Source organism: Isoptericola hypogeus (assembly GCF_039531145.1).
GTDB lineage: Bacteria > Actinomycetota > Actinomycetes > Actinomycetales > Cellulomonadaceae > Isoptericola > Isoptericola hypogeus.
Genome location: NZ_BAAAPM010000003.1, coordinates 1266892 through 1288329 on the forward strand (window position 1 = coordinate 1266892; position 21438 = coordinate 1288329).

Here is a 21438-nt window from a genome sequence, read left to right on the forward strand (position 1 = left end):
GGGCGCGCGAGATAGCAGGGATGCTGTCGCAAATCTTCCGCAGCGAGCCCGTGTGTGAAATTCTCTTGCTCGGCCGCACGCGGCTCCCGCGCGCGGAACCCGAACGGAGGACCTGCAATGACGCAACCCACCGCTCCTGACCTCCAGGCCCGCGCGCTCGACCGGCGCGGCTTCCTCACCCTGGCCACCGCCGGAGTCGCGGGATCGGCCCTGTCCGTGACGATCGGCTCGATGACGCCGGCCCAGGGCGCCACGCTGCCGACCGGGACGACCGCGGGCGTCGCGACGTCGTCGCGCAAGCGCGAGCTGCGTGCCATGTGGATCGCGTCGGTGGTGAACATCGACTGGCCGTCCCGCACCGGCCTGAGCGCCGACGAGCTGAAGGCCGAGTACCTGCACTGGCTGGACGTGGCCGCGCAGCTGGGCCTCAACGCCGTGTTCGTCCAGGTGCGCCCGACGGCGGACGCCTTCTGGCCCAGCCCGTACGAGCCGTGGTCGCAGTACCTCACGGGCACGCAGGGCGGCGACCCGGGCTTCGACCCGCTCGAGTTCATCGTGGCCGAGACCCACGCCCGCAACCTCGAGCTGCACACCTGGTACAACCCGTACCGGGTGTCCATGCAGGCGGACCCCGCCAAGCTGCTCCCCGAGCACCCCGCCCGGCAGCACCCGGACTGGGTGTGGCCGTTCGCCGGCAAGCTGTACTTCGACCCGGGCCTGCCGGAGGCGCGCGAGCACATCTACCGCGCCATCCTGCACAGCGTCGAGCACTACGACGTCGACGGGGTGCACTTCGACGACTACTTCTACCCGTACCCGGTCGCCGGCCAGACCCTGCCCGACGCCGGGACGTACGCGACCCACGGGGCCGGCTTCGACACGATCGAGTCGTGGCGGCGGAACAACGTGGACGAGTTCGTCCGCGAGATCTCCGAGCGGATCAAGGCGCTCAAGCCGTGGGTCAAGTTCGGCATCAGCCCGTTCGGCATCTGGCGCAACAAGGCCACGGACCCGCGCGGGTCGGACACCGGCGGCTCGCAGTCCTACGACGGGCAGTTCGCCGACACCCGTAGGTGGGTGCTGGAGGGCTGGCTGGACTACATCAACCCGCAGATCTACTGGCAGTTCGGCCTCGCCGTCGCCGACTACCTCAAGCTCGTGCCGTGGTGGGCCGACGTCGCCGCGCAGTCCGGCACGCACCTGTACGTCGGCGAGGCCCTGTACAAGGTGACGTCGGGGGCGTTCACCGACCCGGCCGAGCTGAGCAACCACCTCACGTACTGCGCCGAGGTCACGGGCCGGGGCACGCCCGTGCACGGCAACGTGTACTTCTCGGCGGTACACGTGCCGCAGGACCCGCAGGGCTCGATGTCGCGCGTGCGCGCCGACCACTACACCCGCCCGGCGATCGTCCCGGCCATGCCGCACCTGCCGAGGACGCCCGTGCGGCCGCCGATCCTCACGCACGCCCACCCGGAGGAGGGCGGGGTCGAGCTGCACTGGCTCGACCCCGCGCCGCACCGGCACCGCGCGACGTCGTTCGCCGTCTACCGCGCCCCCGGGCGCCACGGCAGGGTCGACGTCGACGACGCGGCGCACCTGCTCGCCACGGTCCGCTCGACGGGGCGTGTGCTGCAGGACTTCACGGACGCGACCGCCGCGCCCGGCGAGCGTTACACGTACGTCGTGACGGCGCTGGACCGGGTGTGGAACGAGTCGGGCCCGAGCCGCCCTCAGCACGCCTGACGCACCGCACGGCGACCGGACCCCGGGGCGCCTAGCGTGGGGAGGACCACCGGATCGCGACCCACCGGACGAGGAGGCACCGCATGAGCACCGACGACACGGCGCAGGCTCACCCGACCCCGAACGACTTCGCCCGGCGGCTGCTGCGCAACGACCCGAACACCGACGACCAGCGGCTGAGCCTGCCGCCCGACGAGGCCGACCGAGCCGGCGGCGCCGACAGGTCCGACCAGGCCGACAAGGCGGCGGGCGGCGACGAGGAAGAGCGGTTCGACGCCGGCTGACCCGCCGCCGCACGACCCCCGCATGACGAACAGGCGGTTGCACTCGGGTTCCCGCGGGGCCCCGAGCGCGACCGCCTGTCCGGCGCGTCTCAGCGGGTCACTGCGCCGCGCGCTCCGCCGGGTCGGCGGGGCCGCTCGGCAGCGGCTGCGCCGGGGCGTTCTTGCTCGGCACGTCGCCCCGCAGCACGGTCGCCCGCGCGGCGGACCGCTCGTCCGTCACCGTGAACCGCAGGGTCTCGGTGAACTCCCGGCCGTGGTGGTCCGTCGCGGTGACCTCGGCGGTGTGCGTGCCCGCGTCGAGGTCGGCCGGGATCGGCAGCCGCCACAGGTGCGCGTTGGACCGCGTGACGCCGCCACTGGTCAGCAGGTTGCGCGTGGCGGCGAACGGGTCGGAGTACTCCCACCCGTCGGCGATCGCCTCACCTGCCATGGGCTGCGTGTGCTCGGCCTCGGCCGCGGCGCCGCCGTCGATCGACACCTCGACCCGGGAGCCCGAGGAGCCGGCGTAGAAGTTGGCGGTCAGCCAGCTGTCGCCGGCCAGGTCCTCGGCCGAGACGAGCCTCTCGTCGCCGAGCGCCGGCGCCGTTCCCACCTTGCCGCCGTCGCGCCACTCGAGCTGCTTCGCCGCCCAGTCGCGCCAATGGGGCGCGTTCACCCCGAGGGCGAGCTGCAGGTCGTCGGACTCCCCGCGGATCGTGTACCGCTCGGAGAACTCGTTCCCGTCCAGCTCCAGCGTGAGCACGCCGGGGCGGGCCCCGTCGGTCATGAACGCGTACGGCAGGCCCTGCTCGTCGAGGCCGCCGGAGTACCAGTTGCCCGACACGGCGCCGGCCACGAGCTGGGTGTGCTCGAGCTCGGGGACGCCACCGGCCGCCCACTCCTCGCGGGTGTCGCCGGGGAGCAGGTTCTCCAGCATGTGCGTGTGCCCGCCCACGGTGACGGCGTTGCGCCCGCGCAGGACGTCGTACAGCGCGGAGGCGTTGTCGGTGACGACCATGCGGTGGTCGACGATCGGCGCGTGCGCCGCGACGACGACGAGCCTGCTCCTCGGGACCTCGGCGAGGTCGGCCTCGAGCCACGCGAGCTGCTGGGCGTCGACGGCCTCGGCGTAGCCGCCGTTCTTCCCGCCCTCCTTGGCGCCGTTGTAGACGATGTTGTCCAGCACGACGACGTGCGCCTGGCCGACGTCGTAGGAGAAGTAGCCCGGGCCGACCTCGTCGCGGAACGTGTCGAGGGCGTGGGCGTCGTCGGCCGCGTCGTAGTCCATGTCGTGGTTGCCGGGCGCCATGCGGATCGGCCCGTTCGCGCCCGAGTAGATGTCCTTGAGCGCCGGGTAGAGGCTCAGGTCGTCGCCCACGTTGTCACCGAGCAGCAGGATGCCGCAGCTCGCGTAGTCGTCACGGGCCATGAGGTCCGCCACGGCGCCGTCCCGGGCCCACCCGACCTGCTGCATGGTGTACGTCTGCGTGTCGGCGGCGATCGGGCAGCTCTGGCCCGGCTTCGCCGTGGCCTTGTCCTTCGCCAGCGGGAAGTTGACCGCCTTCGGCAGCGGGCCGGTGGCCGGGATGCCGCCGAACTTCAGCTCCGGCGACCCCTCGGGCGAGTGGTTGTAGCTGAACTGCGCGATCCTGTGCTCGTCCACGGGCACCTGGTAGCCCGCGGGCTGGGTGACGAAGACGGTCATGTCGTCGAACGCCGGGACGCTGTAGCGGCCCTTGCCGTCGGTCGTGACGACGTCGCGGCCGTTGGACACCGTCACGCCGGCGATGCCCTTCTCCCTCTTGTCCTGGGTCGAGTCCTCGTCCCTGTCGTGGAACACGGTGCCGGTGAGCACCTCGGGGTCGGCGGCCGCGCCGCGGACCACCTCGACGTGCCCGGTGTAGAGGTCGGACGACGGTGCGGCGCCGGCGGACGGCGCCAGCAGGAACAGCCCGGCGATCGGGGCCAGCCCTGCGACGGCGCAGGTCAGACGTGTGCTGCGGGGGCTCATGTACTTCCTCCGAGATCGGTGAGCGGATGGAGTACACGCCCTCGTCAGGGCGCTCCGGCATGCCGATCTCGACGGTAGTGAGCCCCGGCAACCACCCGGTGACGTCCGGTGGCCGGGCAGCCGAACGTCAGGGTTGCCCCGGCGAACTCTCAGCGAACACTGTCCGGCACGCGGCTCTGCGGTTGCAGCAGCTCCGGCCGGCGGCTACCGCTCGTGCCCGGTCGGGCCTCAGGCCTCGACCGGCAGGCCCCGGCGCGCCCAGGCCACCATGCCGCCGTCGAGGTTGACCGCGTCGTACCCGACGCCCTCGACGAGGAACCGTGTGGCCTGGGCCGAGCGCCCGCCGGTGCGGCAGACGACGAAGACCGGCGCACCGGCGTCGAGCTCGCCGTACCGCACGGACAGCTCCCCCAGCGGGATGTGCACCGCGCCCGGCGCGTGCCCCGCGTCCCACTCGTCCTGCTCGCGCACGTCCAGCAGCGTGGCGCCGTCCGGCAGCGGGGCGGCGGGATCGAGGTCGAGCACGTCGAGGGTCGGGACGTCGGGCTGCATATCGGGGAACATGCCCACCAGGCTAGGCGCCCCCCGGGCCAGGACTCATCTCCGGCCTCACCTCCCGGACACATGGCCCTGACCTGCCCGCAACACGGCCTCCCTAGCGTCGGTGCGGTCATCGGTCGGGGCGCCGCGCTGCGGCGCGACCAGCCACGGGCACGGGACGGGAGCTGCACTCATGCACGAAGGACAGGACGCCGCACAGACGCTCGCGGCAGCGCTGGGGCGCCGCCGCTTCCTGCAGGCCGCCGCCGGCGTCGGCGCGGGCACCGCGCTGAGCCTGGGCACCGCGACGGCAGCGGCCGCGGCCCCCGCCGGGACGGCGACGGGCACGGCAGGCAGGGGCCGACCCAGCCCGTTCACCGGGGTCCTCCAGCCCGGCCGGGGCCGCATCCGCGGCGACCACTACCTGCGCTCCGACGTCGACGACGTCCTGTGGGGCTACGTGCCATCCGTCCACGCCGACCCGGTGACGCGCGTCCGCTCCGGCCGCACCATCACCATCGACTCCGTGTCGCACGAGGGCATCCTGGAGGACCAGGGGCGCGACCCGGTGGCGTACTTCGCCGGGCACGGTGTGCGCCGCCGCGAGGTACTGGACGACGCCGTCGCCATCGCGTCCGGCTACGACCGGACCGAGCGCGACTTCGACACCGACGGCCCGCACGTCATCACCGGCCCCGTGTTCGTCGAGGGCGCCCAGCCCGGCGACGTGCTCAAGATCGAGACGCTCGAGGCGACGCCCCGCGTGCCCTACGGCGTCATCTCGTCGCGGCACGGCAAGGGGGCGCTGGCCCGCACCGCCAGCGGCGCGCCCGCAGGCATCACGCTCGACGAGGTCATGCCGCCGGTCGCGACGGACGGGCGCAGCTCCGGCATCCCGACCGACTACGGCAACGTCTCCGTCTTCGCAGAGATCGACGGGGACAAGGCCGCCATCGGCCACGGGCGCTCGCGGGTGCGGTTCCCGCTGCGCTGCTTCTTCGGCACGATGGGGGTCGCGTTCTCGGAGAGCGGCGGGCTGACGGCACCGGAGGCCAACTCGATCCCTCCGACGCTCGGCGGCGGCAACATCGACATCAGCCACCTGGGTGCCGGCTCGACCTTCTACCTGCCGGTGCGCGCCGAGGGCGCTCTGTTCTACGTGGGCGACCCGCACATGGCGATGGGCGACGGCGAGGTGGCTCTCACCGCGATGGAGGGGTCGCTGCGCGGTACGTTCCGGCTCTCCGTGTGCAAGAAGGGCTCGGGTGACGCGCCGTCGATCGCCTACTCCTACCCGTTCGCCGAGACGGGCGAGGCGTGGATCCCGATCGGCCTGTCCGACCCGGACGGCTCCGTGGGCGGGCAGAACGGCGACCTCGACGTCGCGATGCGGCGCGCCGTCGTCAACGCGCTCGACTTCCTCGAGCATGACCGCGGCATGGACCGGGCAATCGCGTACGCCTACCTGTCCGCGGCGGCCGACTTCGCGATCTCGCAGGTCGTGGACCGGACGGTGGGCGTGCACGGGCTGCTGCGCAAGGCGGACTTCGCCGGGTGAGGTGACGGTCGGGCTCCCGCTCGTCGCTCGTCGCTGGCAGGATCGACCCCATGCACGAGCGCGCGGGACAGCCGGCCCAGGACACCGACCTCATCGACGTCGACAAGGTGGTGGGGGCGTACTACGACCTCACGCCCGACGCCCACGACCCGGCCCAGCAGGTGGTGTTCGGCACGTCCGGCCACCGGGGGTCCAGCCTCGACTCCGCGTTCAACGAGGCGCACATCGCCGCGATCACCCAGGCGATCGTCGAGTACCGGGCGTCGCAGGGCACCGACGGACCGCTGTTCATCGGCCGCGACACGCACGCCCTGTCGCTGCCCGCGTGGCAGACGGCGCTCGAGGTGCTCGCCGCCGCCGGGGTCACCGTCATGGTCGACGCCCGCGACTCGTTCACGCCCACGCCGGCGGTGTCGCAGTCGATCCTCATCCACAACGGCGCGGCCACCGACGAGGGAGTGCGCACGCGCGGGCCGGGGCTCGCGGACGGCATCGTCGTCACGCCGTCGCACAACCCGCCGCGTGACGGCGGCTTCAAGTACAACCCGCCGCACGGCGGGCCCGCCGGGTCGGAGGCCACCGGCTGGATCGCCGACCGCGCCAACGAGATCCTGCGCACGGGCGGGCTGGCGTCGGTGCGGCGCGTCTCGCTCGACGACGCCCTCGACGCCGAGACCACCCACCGGCACGACTTCCTCACGACGTACGTCGACGACCTGCCGAACGTCATCGACCTCGAGGCGATCCGCACGGCCGGGGTGCGCATCGGCGCCGACCCGCTGGGCGGCGCGTCCGTCGAGTACTGGGGCGCCATCGGCGAGCGGTACGACCTCGACCTCACGGTGGTGAACCCGCAGGTCGACCCGCGGTGGTCGTTCATGACGCTCGACTGGGACGGCAAGATCCGCATGGACTGCAGCTCGCCGTACGCCATGGCGTCGCTCGTGGAGCGCATGGTCTCGACAGGCTCGACCGGCGAGAGCGCGCCGTACGACCTCGCCACCGGCAACGACGCCGACTCCGACCGGCACGGCATCGTCACCCCCGACGCGGGCCTGATGAACCCCAACCACTTCCTCGCGGTCGCGATCCGCTACCTGTACGGGGGCGCACGTCCCGGCTGGCCGGAGGGCGCGGCGATCGGCAAGACCCTCGTGTCCTCCGCGCTGATCGACCGCGTCGCCGCGGGCCTGGGCCGGCAGCTCGTCGAGGTGCCGGTGGGCTTCAAGTGGTTCGTGCCCGGCCTGCTGGGCGGCGAGGTCGGGTTCGGCGGCGAGGAGTCGGCGGGCGCGTCGTTCCTGCGCCGCGACGGGCGCGTGTGGTCCACCGACAAGGACGGCCTCCTGCTGGCGCTGCTCGCCTCCGAGATCCTCGCCACCACGGGCAGGAGCCCGTCGGAGCACCACCGCGAGCTCGTCGCGCAGCACGGCGAGTCCTGGTACGCCCGCGTCGACGCGCCCGCGACGCGCGAGCAGAAGTCGAGGCTGGCGGCGCTGTCCCCCGAGCAGGTCACCTCGACGACGCTCGCCGGCCAGGACATCACCGCGACCCTCACCGAGGCGCCCGGCAACGGCGCGAAGATCGGCGGACTCAAGGTGACCACCGACGACGCGTGGTTCGCCGCCCGCCCGTCCGGCACGGAGGACGTGTACAAGATCTACGCCGAGTCGTTCGTCTCGGCCGAGCACCTCGCGGAGGTGCAGGCCGCCGCCAAGGAGCTGGTCGACGGCGCGCTGTCGGGCGATGGCTGACGCCCTGACGGTCACCGGGACGGGTGCGCGACCAGGTCGGCGTGCTCCGGGTGCCGCTGGACGTACGCCTTGATGAACGGGCACAGCGGGACGATCCTCTCCCCGGCTTCGCGCACGAGCCCGAGCGCGCCGGCCGCGAGCTGTGACCCGATCCCCCGGCCCTCGTAGGCCGGGTCGACCTCGGTGTGCGTGAACGTCACGACGCCGCCGGCACGCCGGTAGTAGGCGCCGCCGGCGGTCGTGCCGTCCTCCAGGCGGGCGAGGAACACGTGCTGCTCGGGGTCGTCGACGACGGTGACGTGGTCGGTGGTGTCAGCCATGCCCGCAAGTCTCGCCCGCCGGGGCGCGACTGTCGCGCCCCGCTGCGAGAATCCGGGCGTGCCTCGTAACCCCTACCTCGACGTCCTGCGCGTCCCCGGCGCCGCACAGTTCTCCGCCGCGGGCGTGATCGCCCGCCTGCCGATGTCGATGGTCGGGATCAGCACGGTGCTGATGGTGCAGACCCTGTACGGGTCGTACGCGATGGCGGGCCGCGTCTCGGCGGTGCTGGTCGTGGCGCAGGCGCTGGTCTCGCCGCAGATCGCGCGCGTCGTCGACCGGATCGGGCAGGCGCGGGTCATGACGCCCCTCCTCGTGGGGACGACCGTCGGCCTGCTCGGCCTGGTGGCCGCGGCGGTCGCGGGCGCACCGGAGTGGGTGCTGTGGGTGCTCGCCGCCGTGGGCGGCGCGACGCAGGGCTCCTACGGGTCGCTCGTCCGGGCGCGCTGGTCGTACCAGCTCGGCGACGCCACGCGCCTGCACACCGCCTACTCGCTGGAGGCTGCGCTCGACGAGCTGGTCTTCATCGTGGGCCCGGTGGTCGCCACGACCCTCGCGACGACGGTCGCCCCGGCGGGCGGCCTGCTCGTCGCGGCGGTGGTGGGCGGCGGCGGGGCCGCGTGGTTCCTCACCCAGCGGCGCACGGAGCCACCGGCCGGCCGGGTGGCGGTGCCGCCCGACGGCGAGCACGTCGGCACCGTGCCCCACCCGGACGCGCTCGCCGTGCGGAACCGGTCCGCGATCCGCATGCCGGGGATGCCGGTGCTGGCCGTCGTGTTCGTCGCGATGGGCGTCATGTTCGGCTCGAGCGACGTCGCCACGGTCGCGTTCGCCGAGGAGCAGGGCGTCAAGGGACTCGCGGGCCTGGTGCTCGCCTGCTTCGCGCTGGGGTCGATGATCTCCGGGCTCGGGTACGGCGCCCGCCACTGGGTCTCGCCCCTGTCCACGCGGTTCACGATCGGGGCCTGCGGGATCGCGGTGGGCGTGTCGCTCTTCTTCCTCGTGAGCCACATGGCGGTGCTGGCCGCGGTGATGTTCGTGGCCGGGTTCGCGATCGCCCCCACGCTCATCAACGGGAACGCGCTGGTCCAGGCGCTGGTCGCCCCGCACCAGCTCACCGAGGGGCTCACCTGGGTGGGCACGTCGCTCGGGGTGGGCGTCTCGCTCGGCTCGTGGCTCGCGGGGGTCGCCGTCGACGCGGCGAGCGCCCACGCCGGCTTCCTCGTGACGATGTCGGGCGGGTGGCTGTGCGCCATCCTGGCGCTGGCCGCCCTGCCCGGCATGCGGAATCGGCGGCCCTACGCGGCGACGACGCACTGAGCCTCACGGGACCAGGACCGTCTTCCCCCTCGCGTGCCCCGCCCCGAGCTCGCGGACGGCGTCGGGCGCCTCGGCGAGGGGCCGGACGGCCTCGACCGCGGGCGTCAGCCGGCCGTCGACGCACATCCCCGCGAGCGTCGCCAGGTCGTCCGCCTGGGCGATCCCGATGAAGCCGCGCATCCGCTGGCGCAGGAACGGCGACCACAGCGCCGCACGCACCTGCCGCTCCGCCCCGCCGAGGAACCCGCTCGTGGTCACGCCGGCGCCCAGCAGCACGAGCGTGCCCCGCGGGTCGAGCACGCGCCGCAGCTCGCGCAGCGGCCGGTTGCCCGCGACGTCGACGACGACGTCGTGCGTCCCGGCGGCGGTGATCGGCTCACGTGTGTAGTCGACGTGCCGCTCGGCGCCGAGGCGCGCCACCAGGTCCGCCTTGTCGGGGCCCGCGACCGCCGTCACCCGGGCGCCGCGCGCCACCGACAGCGCGACGACGAACGTCCCGACCCCGCCGCCCGCTCCGGTCACGAGCACCCGCTGCCCGGCGCCGACCTCGCCGATGTCCCGCACGGCCTGCAGCGCCGTCGTGCCGGACACGCCCAGCGCGGCGGCGACCTCGGGCGCGACCTGGGGCGGCCGGTGCGCGAGCCGGTTCTCGCGCGCCACCGCCACCTCGGCGAAGGCGCCCCGCCCGGTGCCGAACACCTCGTCCCCCACCGCGAACCGCCGCACCCCGGCGCCGACAGCGTCCACGGTGCCGGCCAGCTCCTGGCCGGCCACGCGGTTCTTCGGCCGCCGCAGGCCGAAGGCAAGCTGCGCCACCGGCGGCCGCCCGGTCGTGAGGTACCAGACGCCCGCGTCGAGCGCGGCGGCCCGGACCCGGACGCGGACCTCGCCGGGGCCCGGCTCGGGCGGGTCGACCTCGTCCAGCCGCAGCACCTCCGCGGTGCCGTACCGGTCCTGCACGATCGCCCTCATCGCCCCTCCCGACCTCTACGGCTCCGGGTGCAGCGCGTCGTACCGCCAGAACCGCGGCTGCAGCCGCACGACGATCCACAGCACCAGGATGCACGCGACGCCGCCGACGACGGCGGCCCACCCCTCCCCGAACCACGTGGCCTCGGCGCCGAGCACCATCTCCCCGAGCCGCGGGCCGCCCGCGACGACGACGATGAACACGCCCTGCAGCCGGCCCCGCAGGTGGTCCGGGGTGGCGGTCTGCAGGATCGACTGCCGGAAGACGGACGAGATCGCGTCCGACGCGCCCGCCGCGAGCAGTGCCAGCCCGGCCACGACCAGCGCGCCCCACAGGACGACGTCCGGCGAGCCCGGCCCCACCACGACGAGCACCGCCCCGAACGCCGCCACGCACACGCCCCAGGAGGTGATCGCCCACACGATGATGCGCCCCTGCCACCGCACCCGCACGAGGCCCCCGGAGAACACGCTGGCGAGGATGCCGCCGACGGCGAACCCGGCGGCGAGGACGCCCGTCGTCGTCTCCCCGCCGCCCAGGTACAGCGCGCCCGCCGCCGGCCACAGCACGCGCGGGAACGCGAGCACCATCGCAGCGAGGTCGACGACGAAGGTGGTGCGCACGTTGGGGCGGGTCGCGAGGTAGCGCAGGCCGTCGAGCACGGAGGAGAGCCCGACGCGGCGGCGGGCCGGCGCGCCCGCGTCGCCGCCGGCGTCCCCCGCGGTCTCGGGCGGCACCGGGGGCAGGCGCCACACCGCCCACAGCGCCGCGGTGAACAGGAGCGCGTCGAGCGTGTACGCGACGGCGTAGTCGAACTGCGCCACGAGGAGGGCGCCCAGCAGCGGCCCGCCCGTGAGCGCGACGTTCAGCGACAGCGTCTGCAGCGCGTTGGCCGCGGGCATGAGCTGCGCGTCGAGCAGGCGCGGGACGATCGCCGACCGCGCCGGGTTGTTGATGGCGAACGCCGCCGACTGCACCGCGACCAGCGCGTACAGCAGGTTGACCGACCCGACGTCGAGCCACGCCTGGGCCGCGATGCCCGCCGTGACGAGCCACAGCACCGCCGAGGCCAGGAGGGACACCGTGCGCCGGTCGTAGTGGTCGACCAGGGCGCCCCCGTACAGGCCGAGCGCCACCAGCGGCACCAGCGCGGCGATGCCGAGCGTGCCCACCGCGAGCGTCGAGGAGGTGAGGGCGTACACCTGCAGCCCGACCGCGACCACCGTCAGCTGGGTGCCGACGTTCGACACCCCGAGGCCCCACCACAGCCGCCGGTACGCCGGCGAGACGCGCAGCGGGGTGAGGTCGGCGATCAGTCGGGGCACGTCACCCGACGGTAGTGCCGAACGCCAGCCCGAGGAGGTAGGTGGCGCCAGCGGCGGCGAGGCCGATCCCGAGCTGGCGCAGCCCGCGGGTGAGCGGGGACGTCCCGGAGAGCAGCCCGGTGATCGCGCCCGTGACCAGCAGAGACACGCCCACGAGGAGGCAGGCGACGAGCACCGCCCGCCCGCCCGTGAGGCCGAGCAGGTACGGCAGCACGGGGATCAGCGCGCCCGACGCGAAGAAGCAGAAGCTGGAGATCGCGGCGCCCCAGGCGGTGCCGTGCGTCTCGTGGTCGTCGTCGAGCTCACCCCCGTCGCTGCCCGGCTCCGGCTCGTCGTGAGCGAGCGTGCCGGGCCCGGCCGCGCCCGACGCCGCCAGGGACGCCAGCACGCGGTCCGCCCGCTCCTGCGCGTCGCCGGGCGCCATGCCCCGCGCCCGGTACACCAGCGCGAGCTCGTTGGCGTCGACGTCGAGGTGCGGCAGGGCGTGGGCGCTGCGCGGGTCCGGCGTGGACGCCTCCAGGAGCTCGCGCTGGGAGCGCACGGACACGAACTCGCCCGCCCCCATCGACAGCGCGCCCGCCAGGAGCCCGGCGACGCCCGTGACGAGCACCGTCTGCGAGGAGACGCCCGACGCGCCGATGCCGAGGACCAGCGCGAGGTTCGACACGAGGCCGTCGTTGGCGCCGAAGACGGCGGCGCGGAAGGTGCCCGACATCCGGTTGCGCCCGCGCGTCGCGAGCCCTCGCACGACCTCCTCGTGGATCTGCTCGTCCGCGGCCATCGTGGGGGTGGCGAAAGCCTCGCGGTCGTAGGTCGAGCGGGCCTCGGCCCGTTGCGCGAGCGCGAGCACGAAGACGCCGCCGAAGCGCCGGGCGAGGAAGCCCAGCATCCGCGTCCGCACGTCACCGGGCACGGGCCGGCCGACGTCGTCGCCCAGCAGGGCGAGCCAGTGCTGCTCGTGCCGCTTCTCCGCCTCGGCGAGGGCGAGCAGGATCTCCCGCTCCTCCCCCGTCCGGCGGCTGGCCAGGTCCCGGTAGACGGCCGCCTCCGCGCGCTCGTCGGCGAGGTATCGGCGCCAGCGGCGTACGTCGGCAGGGGTGCGTGCTTCCATGCGGCCATGATCGCCGCGATCCTTCCGGCGCGGTTTCCGGCCGTTCCCGGCACCGGATTCGGGCGCCCGCACTCCGTGTCACCGGCTCGGGGCACAATAGGGCCCGACGCCCGGGGCGCTCCGGGTGCACACATCGGGACACTGAGGGACACCGGCGTGATCATTGTCAGCACCGACGGCTCGTGCCTGCGCAACCCCGGCGGCGCGATCGGGTGGGCGTGGATCGCCCACGAGGGAGGCCGGTTCGACTCCGGCGGCGCCGCATCCGGCACCAACCAGGTCGCGGAGCTCACCGCGCTCCTGCGCGCCATCGAGGCCCACCCCGGCGACGAGCCGCTCCTCATCGAGTCCGACTCGCAGTACGCCATCCGGTGCGCGTCCGAGTGGATCCACGGCTGGAAGCGCAAGGCGTGGCGCACCGCCTCGGGCGGGCCGGTGAAGAACCTCGAGCTCATCCAGTCGATCGACCGCGCGATCTCCGCACGCCCGGGGCCCGTCCGCTTCCGCTGGGTCCGCGGGCACGTGGGCAACCCGTTCAACGAGCGCGCCGACCAGCTCGCGGGGCTCGCCGCCCAGGACTGGGCGGCCGGGCGCGGCAGCGTCGACGAGCTGCTCGTCTCCTCCGAGGACGCCGAGGCCGGGTCGTCCCGTCCCGTTCGCCACCCTGCCCCCGAACCCGTCGGGGCCCGCCCCGACCAGGGCTGGGAGCTCGGCACGCTGTTCGACTGACGTGCCGGACGCCGACACCGCCGACGCCACCGTCGAGCACGCCTCCGACCGACCCCTCGACCTGGCGCTCACCCTCGCGCCGCTGCGGCACGGGGCCGGCGACCCGACGTTCCGCCGCACGCCGGACGGCGCGATCTGGCGCACGTCGCTCGGCCGCTCGGGCCCCGTCACCCAGCGCTTCGTCGCGACCGGCGAGCGCTCCGCCGTCGTGCGGCTGTGGGGTCCGGGGGCGCGCGAGGCCGCCGCACGCGTGCCCGACCTTCTCGGCGAGGCGGACGACGCCACCGGGTTCGTCCCACCGCCGCAGGCGCGCGCCGCGACGCGCCGCGCCGCGGGCCTGCGGATCCCCCGCAGCGGCCGGGTCATGGAGGCGCTCGTCCCGGCCGTGCTCGAGCAGAAGGTGCAGGTCGTCACCGCGCACCAGGCGTGGCGGTGGCTGCTCGCCCGGCGCGGCACGCCCGCGCCCGGGCCGGCGCCCGACGGCATGCGGGTCGTGCCGGACGCCCGCACCTGGGCGTCGCTCCCCGTGTGGGAGTGGCACCGCGCGGGCGTGGACCCGCGGCGCGCGCAGACGGTCGCGCGCTGCGCCCGGGTCGCCGCCCGCCTCGAGGAGGCGACGAGCCTGGCCGGCGCCGAGGCGCGGGCCAGGCTCGAGGCGGTCGCCGGGATCGGGGTGTGGACGTCCGCCGAGGTCGCGCAGCGGGCGCTCGGAGACGCGGACGCGGTCTCCGTCGGCGACTTCCATCTCGCCGCCGCCGTCGGCTGGGCCCTGACGGGCGAGCGCACCGACGATGCCGGGATGCTGCGCCTGCTCGCGCCGTACGCGCCGCACCGGCACCGCGTGGTGCGGCTGCTCTTCCTCGGCGCCCGCGCGCAGGCGCCGCGACGCGGGCCGCGGCTGCCGATCCCCGACTATCGGCGGTTCTGAGTCACTCCGGCAGGGCGCAGCTGCCGTCGGCGCACACGCCGCCCGCGCCGTCCTGAGCCTGTCGAAGGGTCGAGCCCAGCATCTGCAGGCCGTGCTCCTCGTCGGTGCCCGCGTGCGGGGCCGCGGCCTCAGCCGCGCTGCGCCCCACGAGGGTGGTGCGACGGGGGTTGGCGATCGAGTGGTACGCGATCTCGGTCTGGTTCATGGTCCTCCTCCACGGGGGGCGCACGGCGCCGGTGCTCGTGTGTCCTGTGACGGTCCGCCGCGACGTTGCGGGACGGGGTCTCCATCTTGCGCGATACTCAGTCCCGCCGCGACGCCTCGCCCGTGTGAGATGCCGCACGCTCCGCGAGCACCCGGTCCAGCACCTGCACGAAGACGTCCGGGTCCTGCGCGCCGGACACGCCGTACTTCCCGTCGAGCACGAAGAACGGCACCCCGTTGATGCCGAAGGCACGTGCCCGCGCGACGTCGTCCGCGACTGCCTCGGCGAACGTGCCCGCCTCGAGCGCCACGACCACGGCCTCTCGCTCGAGCCCGACCTCGGCCGCGAGGTCGGCGAGGTCCTCGACCCGGCCGACGTGCCGACCCTCGGTGAAGTAGGCGCGCAGCAGCCGCTCCTTCATCTCCGGCTGCTTGCCGAACGCCTTCGCGAGGTGCAGCAGCTCGTGCGCCTTGAGGGTCTTGGTGTGCCGGACCTGGTCCATCCGGTAGGTCAGCCCCTCGGCGGCGGCGAGCTGGGTGACCTGGTCCTGCATCTGCCGGGCGGTCTCGAGCGGGATGCCCTTGTGGTCGGCCAGGAACTCCGTCGCCGTGCCCTCGAAGTCGACGGGGGTGTCAGGCGAGAGCTCGAAGGAGTGATACTCGATCTCGACCTCCGGCGCGGAGCCGTCGCGCTCCGCGATCCGGTCCAGCGCGGAGGAGAAGCGGCGCTTGCCGATGTAGCACCAGGGGCACGCGACGTCCGACCAGACGTCGATCTTCAGAGTGGTCACGACGACGCGAACGCCCCGCCGCGGACGTCGATTCCCGCGGCGGGGCGTGGCGTGCGTCGCACGGCTCGGCTCGGCTCGGGTGAGCACCTGCGGCTGCGACAGGAAGAGCTGCGCCGCGCGGCGCACGCCCTCGTCGGCGGGCACACTCGAGCGAGACCGCAGGCGCCGTCCGGCGTGCCCCACGTGGCCGCCTGCGCGATGCTCGAGACATGCCTCTCGCGCCGAGCAAGGACCCCCAGCTCGTGTTGCTGCGCCACGGCGAGACCGAGTGGAGCCGCAGCGGCCAGCACACGGGCCGCACCGACATCCCCCTCACGGAGGCCGGGGAGGGCCACGCCCGCACCGCCGGGCGCGCGCTGGCCGACCTCAGCTTCGCCGCCGTCTACACCTCACCCCTGGACCGGGCCCGGCGCACCGCCGACCTCGCCGGGTTCCCCGGTGCCGTCGTCGACGAGGACCTGGCCGAGTGGGACTACGGGCCCGTGGACGGGCGGACGTCGGCCGAGGTCGGGGAGATCCTGGGGCACGAGTTCCAGATCTTCGACGACGGCGTGCGGGTGCTGCCGCCGGACCCCGCGCACGCCGACGGACGGTCCGGCGAGCTGCTGGACGACGTCGCCGTGCGAGCCCGGAGGTTCGTCGAACGGGCGGACGCCACCCTGCAGGACGGCGGCAACGTGCTCGCCGTCGCGCACGGGCACCTGCTGCGCGTGCTTGCGACGGCGTGGCTCGGTGTCGACCCGAGCTACGGCGCCCGGCTCGAGCTCGGCACCGCCGCGATCTGCCTCCTCGGCTACGGCCACGAGCTGCGGACCATCGAGGGCTGGAACCTGCCCCCGACGCTCTGAACGCGGCCGGGCGATGCCACCGGACGAAGCGGCCGATCTGGCAGCATGTCCGCCATGGCGCTGAGCGAGGACAACCTGATCGACGGCGAGCGCGTGGTCATGGAGCTGCGCGAGCACGCCAAGGCCGTCATCTGGCCGTTCCTGCTGCTGATCGTGCTCTTCGTCGCCGCGATCGCGTCGTTCGTCGTGACGATCGACGACATCGCACGCTGGATCCTCCTCGGCGTGCTCGCCGTCGTCGCGGTGATCTGGGTGGTGGTGCCGTGGCTGAGGTGGCGCACCACGTCGTACACGGTGACGACGCAGCGCATCGCCGAGCGCTCGGGGATCGTGACCCGGGTGGGGCGTGACATCCCGCTCTACCGGATCAACGACATCGCGCTCGAGAAGGACCTCGTGGACCGGCTGCTCGGCTGCGGCACGCTGCAGGTCTCCGACGCCACGGAGAAGGCCGGCATGGTGCTGCGCGACGTGCCGCGCGTCGACGAGGTCCACGTGCGGCTCCAGGAGCTCCTCCACGCGAGGGACGACGGCTCGGACGACGGCGAGTGGCCGCCGTCCGAACCGTCTCGCCGTCGTCGTCGCTGAGCCGCGAGCGCCGAGCCGTCAGTCCTTGTCGCGCGGCAGCGGCAGCGGTTCCATCCACTGGTCGTCCGCGGTGAGGTCGATGCCGAACTCCGACGCGAACCGCATCGTCGTCTCCGTGAGCACGCCGTCGACCGCCTCGTCGAGGCGGTACACGCGGGCGCCACGCAGGCGGTTGCGCTCCGACCCGCTCAGCCCGTACGTGCCGAAGCCCGTGTTGCCCGCGTAGCCCAGCAGCACCCCGTAGTAGTCGCCGGTGTACGTGTTGACGTGGTCGTGGCCGCAGAAGATGCCCTTGACGTCGCCGCGGTGCTGCACGGCCGAGAACAGCCCGGAGTTGAACGGCCCGGGGCACTCCTCCTCGTTGCGCTCCCCGACGATCCCGTGCCGGGCCTTGCCGCGCTCGTGGTCGGCGGCGGTGCGCCCGTCCACCGAGCCGAACCACATGAACCGGTACTCCCACAGCGGGATGTGGATGAACATCAGCGACGGGATCTTGCGGTCGTAGCGGCGCTCCAGCTCCGTCGACGTGCGGTAGTACCAGTCCACCTGGTCCATGCGCAGCCAGTCCCACGTCGGGTAGCCGTTGAGGTTCTGGCCGGCGATCGTGCCCGGCGCGTACCGGCCGGAGTCGAGCAACCAGACGTTGAACGCCGGCCTGCCGTTCGTCCCGTCGATGAGCAGGTGCGAGTTGCCCTGGCCGGTGACGCCGCGAGCGGTCGGACCGTTCACGTTGTAGCGGTACGAGCGGTAGAACGCGAGCATCTGCTCCTCGTCGACACCGCTGCTCGGGGTCGAGTCCTCGTCGTGGTTGCCGAACGTGACCGCCCAGGGGATGCGCCGCTCCTCCATCGGCTGCGCCACGTTGTTCATGGCCTGCTGCATCTCGAGCGGGGTGTCGCAGCCGCCCGTGATGTTGTCGCCGTTGAGGATCACGAGGTCGGGGTGCTCGTCGTCCAGCACCGCGCGCATGAGCTCGACCGTGCGGCGGTCGATCTTCTCGTCGTCCTGCGTGTCGTTGAACTGCACGATCGTGTACGTGCCGTCGGCGCGGAAGCGCAGCTTCGGTTCGCGCCGGCCCGACGCTCCCACCGCCGCCGCGGCCGGTGCCGCGGCGGCGGATTCAGCGCCTGTGGCGACGAGCCCGGCCGCGCCGACCCCGGACAGCGTCATGAACGTGCGCCGACCCACGCCGCGCGGGTCATCGGTGCGCGTCGTGCTCGTCGTGCTCGTCGTGCTGGTGCTGGTGCTGGTCTCGCCGGAGCTGGGCACGTCGGCCGGGGCGTTCTCGCCACTCTGCTGAGTCATGCTCCGGACCGTAGGTGTCACCCTCGAACGTCTGACCGCCCTGTCGTGAACCTCCCGTGACGAGTACCCGAACTCCCGGCCTCGAGGGGCGACGGGGACAGGTCCACCGACGGCACGGTCGCCGGGCACTCGTCCCCGGTTCGCCGGGGCGCCTGGGCGCCTGGGCGCCGCGGAGGCCGTCAGAAGGGCGGGGGGCTCTGGTCGTCGGGCCATGTCGGTGTCGACGCGTCGTCGCGTGCCAGCTCGTCGCGGGTCGGCGAGGCGTCGTTCCTGTGCGGTGCCCCGTCGCCCGCCCGCCTGGGAGCTGCGTCGTCCGTCACTCTCGGTACTCGGCCGTCGCCCGTCGGTGTTCCGCGGCCATCGCCCGTCGGTGTACCGCGACCGTTACCCGTCGGTGTTCCGCGCGATCCCGGTCGCTGCCGGTCCGCCTCGAGGTGTCCGCGCTCCTCGGGCGGGCCGTGCGCCTCGGGTGGGCGTTGGTGCTGGTGGCCGGTGGGGGTGGTCCAGTGGGTGATGCCGGTTTTGGGGTCGCGGGTGACATGCCATCCGCCGGTGGTCTTGGCGCGGTGGTGGGTGCGGCACAGGGCGTGCAGGTTGTCGCCGTGGGTCTGGGGTCCGTCGGTGGTGGGGTCGTACGGGGCGATGTGGTCGAGGTCGCAGCCGGTGGCGGGGACGCGGCAGCCGGGGAACGTGCAGGTGATATCGCGCGCGATGACCGCGGCGCGCAGGCTGGGGCTCGGCCGGTAGGTGCGTGCGGAGGTGTCGACGAGGGCCCCGGTGCCGGGGTCGGTGAAGATGCGTTGCCAGACGGCGTCCGGGTCGCTGGCGAGTGCGCGGGCCATGCCGGCGGGGATGGGTCCGTAGCGTGCGAGGGTTGCGGGCAGGTCGTCCGCGCCGAGGAGTGTCGAGGCCGCGACGCTCACGTGCACACCCGCCCGGTGGTTCGCCCCGCGCCGGGACGGCGTCGCGCCTGCCGTGCCACTACCGATCACAGAGCCCTCCGCTACCAACGGCCGGGCCACGGATCGACGACCCTCGCCCTTCTCGCGGGTCACGGGGTCGGCGCGACGGGCATGCACGGCCCCGCCATCTGGGGCGTTTCCTGGCCCGTCGTCCGGGCCCGCCGGGTCGGTGCAGGACCCGTCGGGGCTGTACGGCTTGGCGGGTGGTCCGGCGCTCAGGATTCCGCTGAGCAGCCCGGTGAGGGCATCGGCGCGGCACTCGTCCAGCCTGCGCTGTTCTCCGGGGCTGCGCCGCATCGCGAACGCGGCCTCGTCGAGGGCCCCGAACGCCCGGACCGCGTCGTCGGCGGGGAGGTAGGCCGTGAGGTAGGCCATCGCGTCGTCGACGGGCTGGAGCCGCACGTACCGGTCCCGGCGCGCGGCCTGGTGGCGTTCCTCGGCGCCGTCGGGGTCGACCTCGATCTCCGCACGCTTCAGCCGGGCGCGGATCTGCGGGCTCGTCAGGTGCTCGACGTCCGGGAGCAGATCGCGCACGGCCTGCCGGCGGCGGTCGTCGGGCAGCCGCCCCGTGGAGATGAGGACCTCCGCCTTGCGCCGGTCCACGAGCCCGCCGGCGAGCGCGTCGGCGACCTCGGGCAGGCGCGCGGTGCCGTGCGCCACCGTGACGTGCTGCTCGGCGGCTCTGCGGGTCAGGCCGAGGCGAGCCGCGACGCCGTCGGTGACGAACTCGTGTCCCGAGGTGTCCCGGGTGCGTTCCAGCAGCTCCGCGAGGGCGCGTGCCGAGCCGGCCTGTGCCCACGACGCGACCCGTTCCCACGCCGCCAGCGCCTCGACCAGCGTGTGGTCGTCCAGGTCCGCGAGCTCGAGCGACGCCAACCGCTGCGCAAGCCCGACACCGGGTGCGGCATCGAGCTGGGCCGCGAGCGTGGCTCGAGCCTCCGCAGTACCGACAGCGCCGGGTGCGAGCTCGGGAGCAGCCGCGGCGGGAGCGGTGGCAGCAGCACCGACAGGATCGACAGGATCAGCAGGATCAGCAGGATCAGCAGGATCAGCAGGATCAGCAGGATCAGCAGGATCAGCTCGACCTGTGGGAACGGCGCCTCCGACGCGGTCGAGACGGTCGAGGCCACCGACGGGGTCGCGACGGTCCAGGCCATCGACGGGGTCGCGACGCTCGAGGCCGTCGACGAGATCGGCGGGCGAACCGCTCGGACCATGGCGCACCACGCCGGCCGCGACCCCGACGCGGACGGGCGCGACGGCGTGCACGACGACGGGCACGGCAATCAACCTCCGGGCGGAGTCGCCCACGTGAAACAGGCGACCGAGCGCCTCCTCGACCCGCGATCTCGTCGGGGCGGCGCCAGTCGCCACAAGGCCCGGCTCCGGAACGACCGGGGCACTGGCCGTTCCGGAGCCGGGCGTCCGACGATGCTCGGTGACGGCGGCCAGATCGGCCGGCTCCCTCGAGTCATCTTCGAACATGTGTTCGACTATACGGATCCCGCCCCGCCATCGCAAGACCTCTGGACACCCGATCTGTGCCCCCGCCATCCGGCCGTCGGGTCAGGTGGAGGGCAGCAGCGAGGCACAGCAGCGAGGCACAGCAGCCAGGCAGCGAGTCTCCCGCCCGTGCCGACGACGGCACCCAGTCGGACTACAGGAGCCCGTCCTCGCGCAGCACGCGCTGCGCGACGGCGAACGCGTGGTTCGCACTGGGCACGGAGCAGTAGACGGCAGTCTGGAGCAGCACCTCGCGGATCTCGTCCACGGTCAGCCCGTTGCGGACGGCGGCCCGCACGTGCATGGCGAGCTCCTCCCAGTGGCCGCCGGCCACCAGCGCGGTGAGCGTGATCATCGACCGGCTGCGGCGGTCGAGTCCCGGTCGCGTCCAGATCTCTCCCCACGCGTAGCGGGTGACGAGGTCCTGGAAGTCGGCCGTGAACGACGACGTGCCCGCCACCGCACGGTCCACGTGCCCGTCGCCGAGCACCTCACGACGCACGGCCATCCCGTCGGCCCATCGCGCCCCGGCGCCTCGCCCGGTCGCCCGTTCGCGGCCGGATCCGACAGGACCCGGACCGGCAGGACCGGTCCCGACAGAATCCGGCCCGGCAGACTCCGGCCCGGCAGACTCCGGCCCGGCAGACTCCGCGCCGGGCTCGTCTGC

At 73.9% G+C, this 21438-nt stretch carries 20 protein-coding genes; 9 read left to right on the forward strand and 11 right to left on the reverse strand.

Features of this window, described 5'->3' with window-relative positions:
• Positions 1-117 precede the first annotated feature (117 nt).
• Positions 118-1746 carry a glycoside hydrolase family 10-like protein gene (locus ABD254_RS07955; protein WP_344247327.1) on the forward strand — a complete coding sequence of 543 codons (1629 nt, stop codon included), beginning with the start codon at positions 118-120 and terminating at the stop codon, positions 1744-1746.
• Positions 1747-1829: 83 nt separating this feature from the next.
• Positions 1830-2030 carry a hypothetical protein gene (locus ABD254_RS07960; RefSeq protein ID WP_344247329.1) on the forward strand — a complete coding sequence of 67 codons (201 nt, stop codon included), beginning with the start codon at positions 1830-1832 and terminating at the stop codon, positions 2028-2030.
• 97 nt (positions 2031-2127) lie between these two features.
• Here the strand turns inward: ABD254_RS07960 and ABD254_RS07965 are convergent, their stop codons facing one another.
• Positions 2128-4020 (reverse strand): calcineurin-like phosphoesterase C-terminal domain-containing protein, encoded by a 1893-nt coding sequence (locus tag ABD254_RS07965; RefSeq protein ID WP_344247331.1) that lies wholly within the window; start codon positions 4018-4020, stop codon positions 2128-2130.
• Between the two features lie 228 nt (positions 4021-4248).
• A complete protein-coding gene (locus ABD254_RS07970; RefSeq protein ID WP_344247333.1) occupies positions 4249-4584 on the reverse strand; it encodes a rhodanese-like domain-containing protein in 336 nt (111 codons plus the stop codon).
• Positions 4585-4753: 169 nt separating this feature from the next.
• Between ABD254_RS07970 and ABD254_RS07975 the strand changes: the two genes are divergently transcribed.
• Both ABD254_RS07975 and pgm read left to right on the forward strand, forming a co-directional pair.
• Positions 4754-6118: an acetamidase/formamidase family protein gene (locus ABD254_RS07975; protein WP_344247335.1), complete on the forward strand. Its 1365-nt coding sequence runs from the start codon at positions 4754-4756 to the stop codon at positions 6116-6118.
• Between the two features lie 50 nt (positions 6119-6168).
• A complete protein-coding gene (gene pgm / locus ABD254_RS07980) occupies positions 6169-7869 on the forward strand; it encodes a phosphoglucomutase (alpha-D-glucose-1,6-bisphosphate-dependent) (RefSeq protein WP_344247337.1) in 1701 nt (566 codons plus the stop codon).
• An 11-nt stretch (positions 7870-7880) separates the two neighbouring features.
• Here pgm and ABD254_RS07985 read toward each other — a convergent pair whose 3' ends face one another.
• Complete coding sequence (locus ABD254_RS07985; RefSeq protein WP_344247339.1) at positions 7881-8189, reverse strand: GNAT family N-acetyltransferase; 309 nt, start codon at positions 8187-8189, stop codon at positions 7881-7883.
• Between the two features lie 58 nt (positions 8190-8247).
• Here ABD254_RS07985 and ABD254_RS07990 point away from each other — a divergent pair, with 58 nt between their 5' ends.
• Positions 8248-9507, forward strand: coding sequence for an MFS transporter (locus ABD254_RS07990; RefSeq protein WP_344247341.1), 1260 nt, complete (start codon positions 8248-8250; stop codon positions 9505-9507).
• 3 nt (positions 9508-9510) lie between these two features.
• Here ABD254_RS07990 and ABD254_RS07995 read toward each other — a convergent pair whose 3' ends face one another.
• From ABD254_RS07995 to ABD254_RS08005, 3 genes are read right to left on the reverse strand one after another with little or no spacing between them, the layout of a single operon-like run.
• Positions 9511-10479 carry an NAD(P)-dependent alcohol dehydrogenase gene (locus ABD254_RS07995; RefSeq protein WP_344247343.1) on the reverse strand — a complete coding sequence of 323 codons (969 nt, stop codon included), beginning with the start codon at positions 10477-10479 and terminating at the stop codon, positions 9511-9513.
• Positions 10480-10494: 15 nt separating this feature from the next.
• Positions 10495-11802 carry an MFS transporter gene (locus ABD254_RS08000; RefSeq protein WP_344247345.1) on the reverse strand — a complete coding sequence of 436 codons (1308 nt, stop codon included), beginning with the start codon at positions 11800-11802 and terminating at the stop codon, positions 10495-10497.
• Position 11803: 1 nt separating this feature from the next.
• Positions 11804-12913, reverse strand: coding sequence for a VIT1/CCC1 transporter family protein (locus ABD254_RS08005; protein WP_344247347.1), 1110 nt, complete (start codon positions 12911-12913; stop codon positions 11804-11806).
• Between the two features lie 156 nt (positions 12914-13069).
• Between ABD254_RS08005 and ABD254_RS08010 the strand changes: the two genes are divergently transcribed.
• Together ABD254_RS08010 and ABD254_RS08015 are read left to right on the forward strand one after the other, a co-directional pair.
• Positions 13070-13642 carry a ribonuclease H family protein gene (locus ABD254_RS08010; RefSeq protein ID WP_344247349.1) on the forward strand — a complete coding sequence of 191 codons (573 nt, stop codon included), beginning with the start codon at positions 13070-13072 and terminating at the stop codon, positions 13640-13642.
• Position 13643: 1 nt separating this feature from the next.
• Complete coding sequence (locus ABD254_RS08015) at positions 13644-14570, forward strand: DNA-3-methyladenine glycosylase family protein (protein ID WP_344247350.1); 927 nt, start codon at positions 13644-13646, stop codon at positions 14568-14570.
• Between the two features lies 1 nt (position 14571).
• Here ABD254_RS08015 and ABD254_RS08020 read toward each other — a convergent pair whose 3' ends face one another.
• Positions 14572-14775 (reverse strand): hypothetical protein, encoded by a 204-nt coding sequence (locus tag ABD254_RS08020; protein WP_344247352.1) that lies wholly within the window; start codon positions 14773-14775, stop codon positions 14572-14574.
• 97 nt (positions 14776-14872) lie between these two features.
• Entirely contained in the window at positions 14873-15565 is a 693-nt protein-coding gene (locus ABD254_RS08025; RefSeq protein ID WP_344247354.1) for a DsbA family oxidoreductase, read from the reverse strand.
• A 209-nt stretch (positions 15566-15774) separates the two neighbouring features.
• Between ABD254_RS08025 and ABD254_RS08030 the strand changes: the two genes are divergently transcribed.
• Positions 15775-16413: a histidine phosphatase family protein gene (locus ABD254_RS08030; RefSeq protein WP_344247356.1), complete on the forward strand. Its 639-nt coding sequence runs from the start codon at positions 15775-15777 to the stop codon at positions 16411-16413.
• Positions 16414-16467: 54 nt separating this feature from the next.
• Complete coding sequence (locus tag ABD254_RS08035) at positions 16468-17001, forward strand: PH domain-containing protein (protein WP_344247358.1); 534 nt, start codon at positions 16468-16470, stop codon at positions 16999-17001.
• An 18-nt stretch (positions 17002-17019) separates the two neighbouring features.
• Here the strand turns inward: ABD254_RS08035 and ABD254_RS08040 are convergent, their stop codons facing one another.
• The 3 genes from ABD254_RS08040 to pcaC all read right to left on the reverse strand — a co-directional run bounded on the left by ABD254_RS08040 (position 17020) and on the right by pcaC (position 21279).
• Complete coding sequence (locus ABD254_RS08040; RefSeq protein ID WP_344247360.1) at positions 17020-18306, reverse strand: metallophosphoesterase family protein; 1287 nt, start codon at positions 18304-18306, stop codon at positions 17020-17022.
• 179 nt (positions 18307-18485) lie between these two features.
• Positions 18486-20549, reverse strand: coding sequence for a DUF222 domain-containing protein (locus ABD254_RS08045; RefSeq protein WP_344247362.1), 2064 nt, complete (start codon positions 20547-20549; stop codon positions 18486-18488).
• Positions 20550-20925: 376 nt separating this feature from the next.
• Positions 20926-21279: a 4-carboxymuconolactone decarboxylase gene (gene pcaC / locus ABD254_RS08050; RefSeq protein WP_344247364.1), complete on the reverse strand. Its 354-nt coding sequence runs from the start codon at positions 21277-21279 to the stop codon at positions 20926-20928.
• Positions 21280-21438 lie beyond the last annotated feature (159 nt).

Excerpts from the sequence above, each read along its gene's own strand:
- ABD254_RS07955 (WP_344247327.1), top strand. The coding sequence starts at position 118 with ATGACGCAACCCACCGCTCCTGACCTCCAGGCCCGCGCGCTCGACCGG.
- ABD254_RS07970 (WP_344247333.1), bottom strand. The coding sequence starts at position 4,584 with ATGTTCCCCGATATGCAGCCCGACGTCCCGACCCTCGACGTGCTCGAC.
- ABD254_RS08005 (WP_344247347.1), bottom strand. The coding sequence starts at position 12,913 with ATGGAAGCACGCACCCCTGCCGACGTACGCCGCTGGCGCCGATACCTC.
- ABD254_RS07975 (WP_344247335.1), top strand. The coding sequence starts at position 4,754 with ATGCACGAAGGACAGGACGCCGCACAGACGCTCGCGGCAGCGCTGGGG.
- ABD254_RS07985 (WP_344247339.1), bottom strand. The coding sequence starts at position 8,189 with ATGGCTGACACCACCGACCACGTCACCGTCGTCGACGACCCCGAGCAG.
- ABD254_RS08030 (WP_344247356.1), top strand. The coding sequence starts at position 15,775 with ATGCCTCTCGCGCCGAGCAAGGACCCCCAGCTCGTGTTGCTGCGCCAC.
- pgm (WP_344247337.1), top strand. The coding sequence starts at position 6,169 with ATGCACGAGCGCGCGGGACAGCCGGCCCAGGACACCGACCTCATCGAC.
- ABD254_RS07960 (WP_344247329.1), top strand. The coding sequence starts at position 1,830 with ATGAGCACCGACGACACGGCGCAGGCTCACCCGACCCCGAACGACTTC.
- ABD254_RS08020 (WP_344247352.1), bottom strand. The coding sequence starts at position 14,775 with ATGAACCAGACCGAGATCGCGTACCACTCGATCGCCAACCCCCGTCGC.
- ABD254_RS07995 (WP_344247343.1), bottom strand. The coding sequence starts at position 10,479 with ATGAGGGCGATCGTGCAGGACCGGTACGGCACCGCGGAGGTGCTGCGG.
- pcaC (WP_344247364.1), bottom strand. The coding sequence starts at position 21,279 with ATGGCCGTGCGTCGTGAGGTGCTCGGCGACGGGCACGTGGACCGTGCG.
- ABD254_RS08040 (WP_344247360.1), bottom strand. The coding sequence starts at position 18,306 with ATGACTCAGCAGAGTGGCGAGAACGCCCCGGCCGACGTGCCCAGCTCC.
- ABD254_RS07965 (WP_344247331.1), bottom strand. The coding sequence starts at position 4,020 with ATGAGCCCCCGCAGCACACGTCTGACCTGCGCCGTCGCAGGGCTGGCC.
- ABD254_RS08035 (WP_344247358.1), top strand. The coding sequence starts at position 16,468 with ATGGCGCTGAGCGAGGACAACCTGATCGACGGCGAGCGCGTGGTCATG.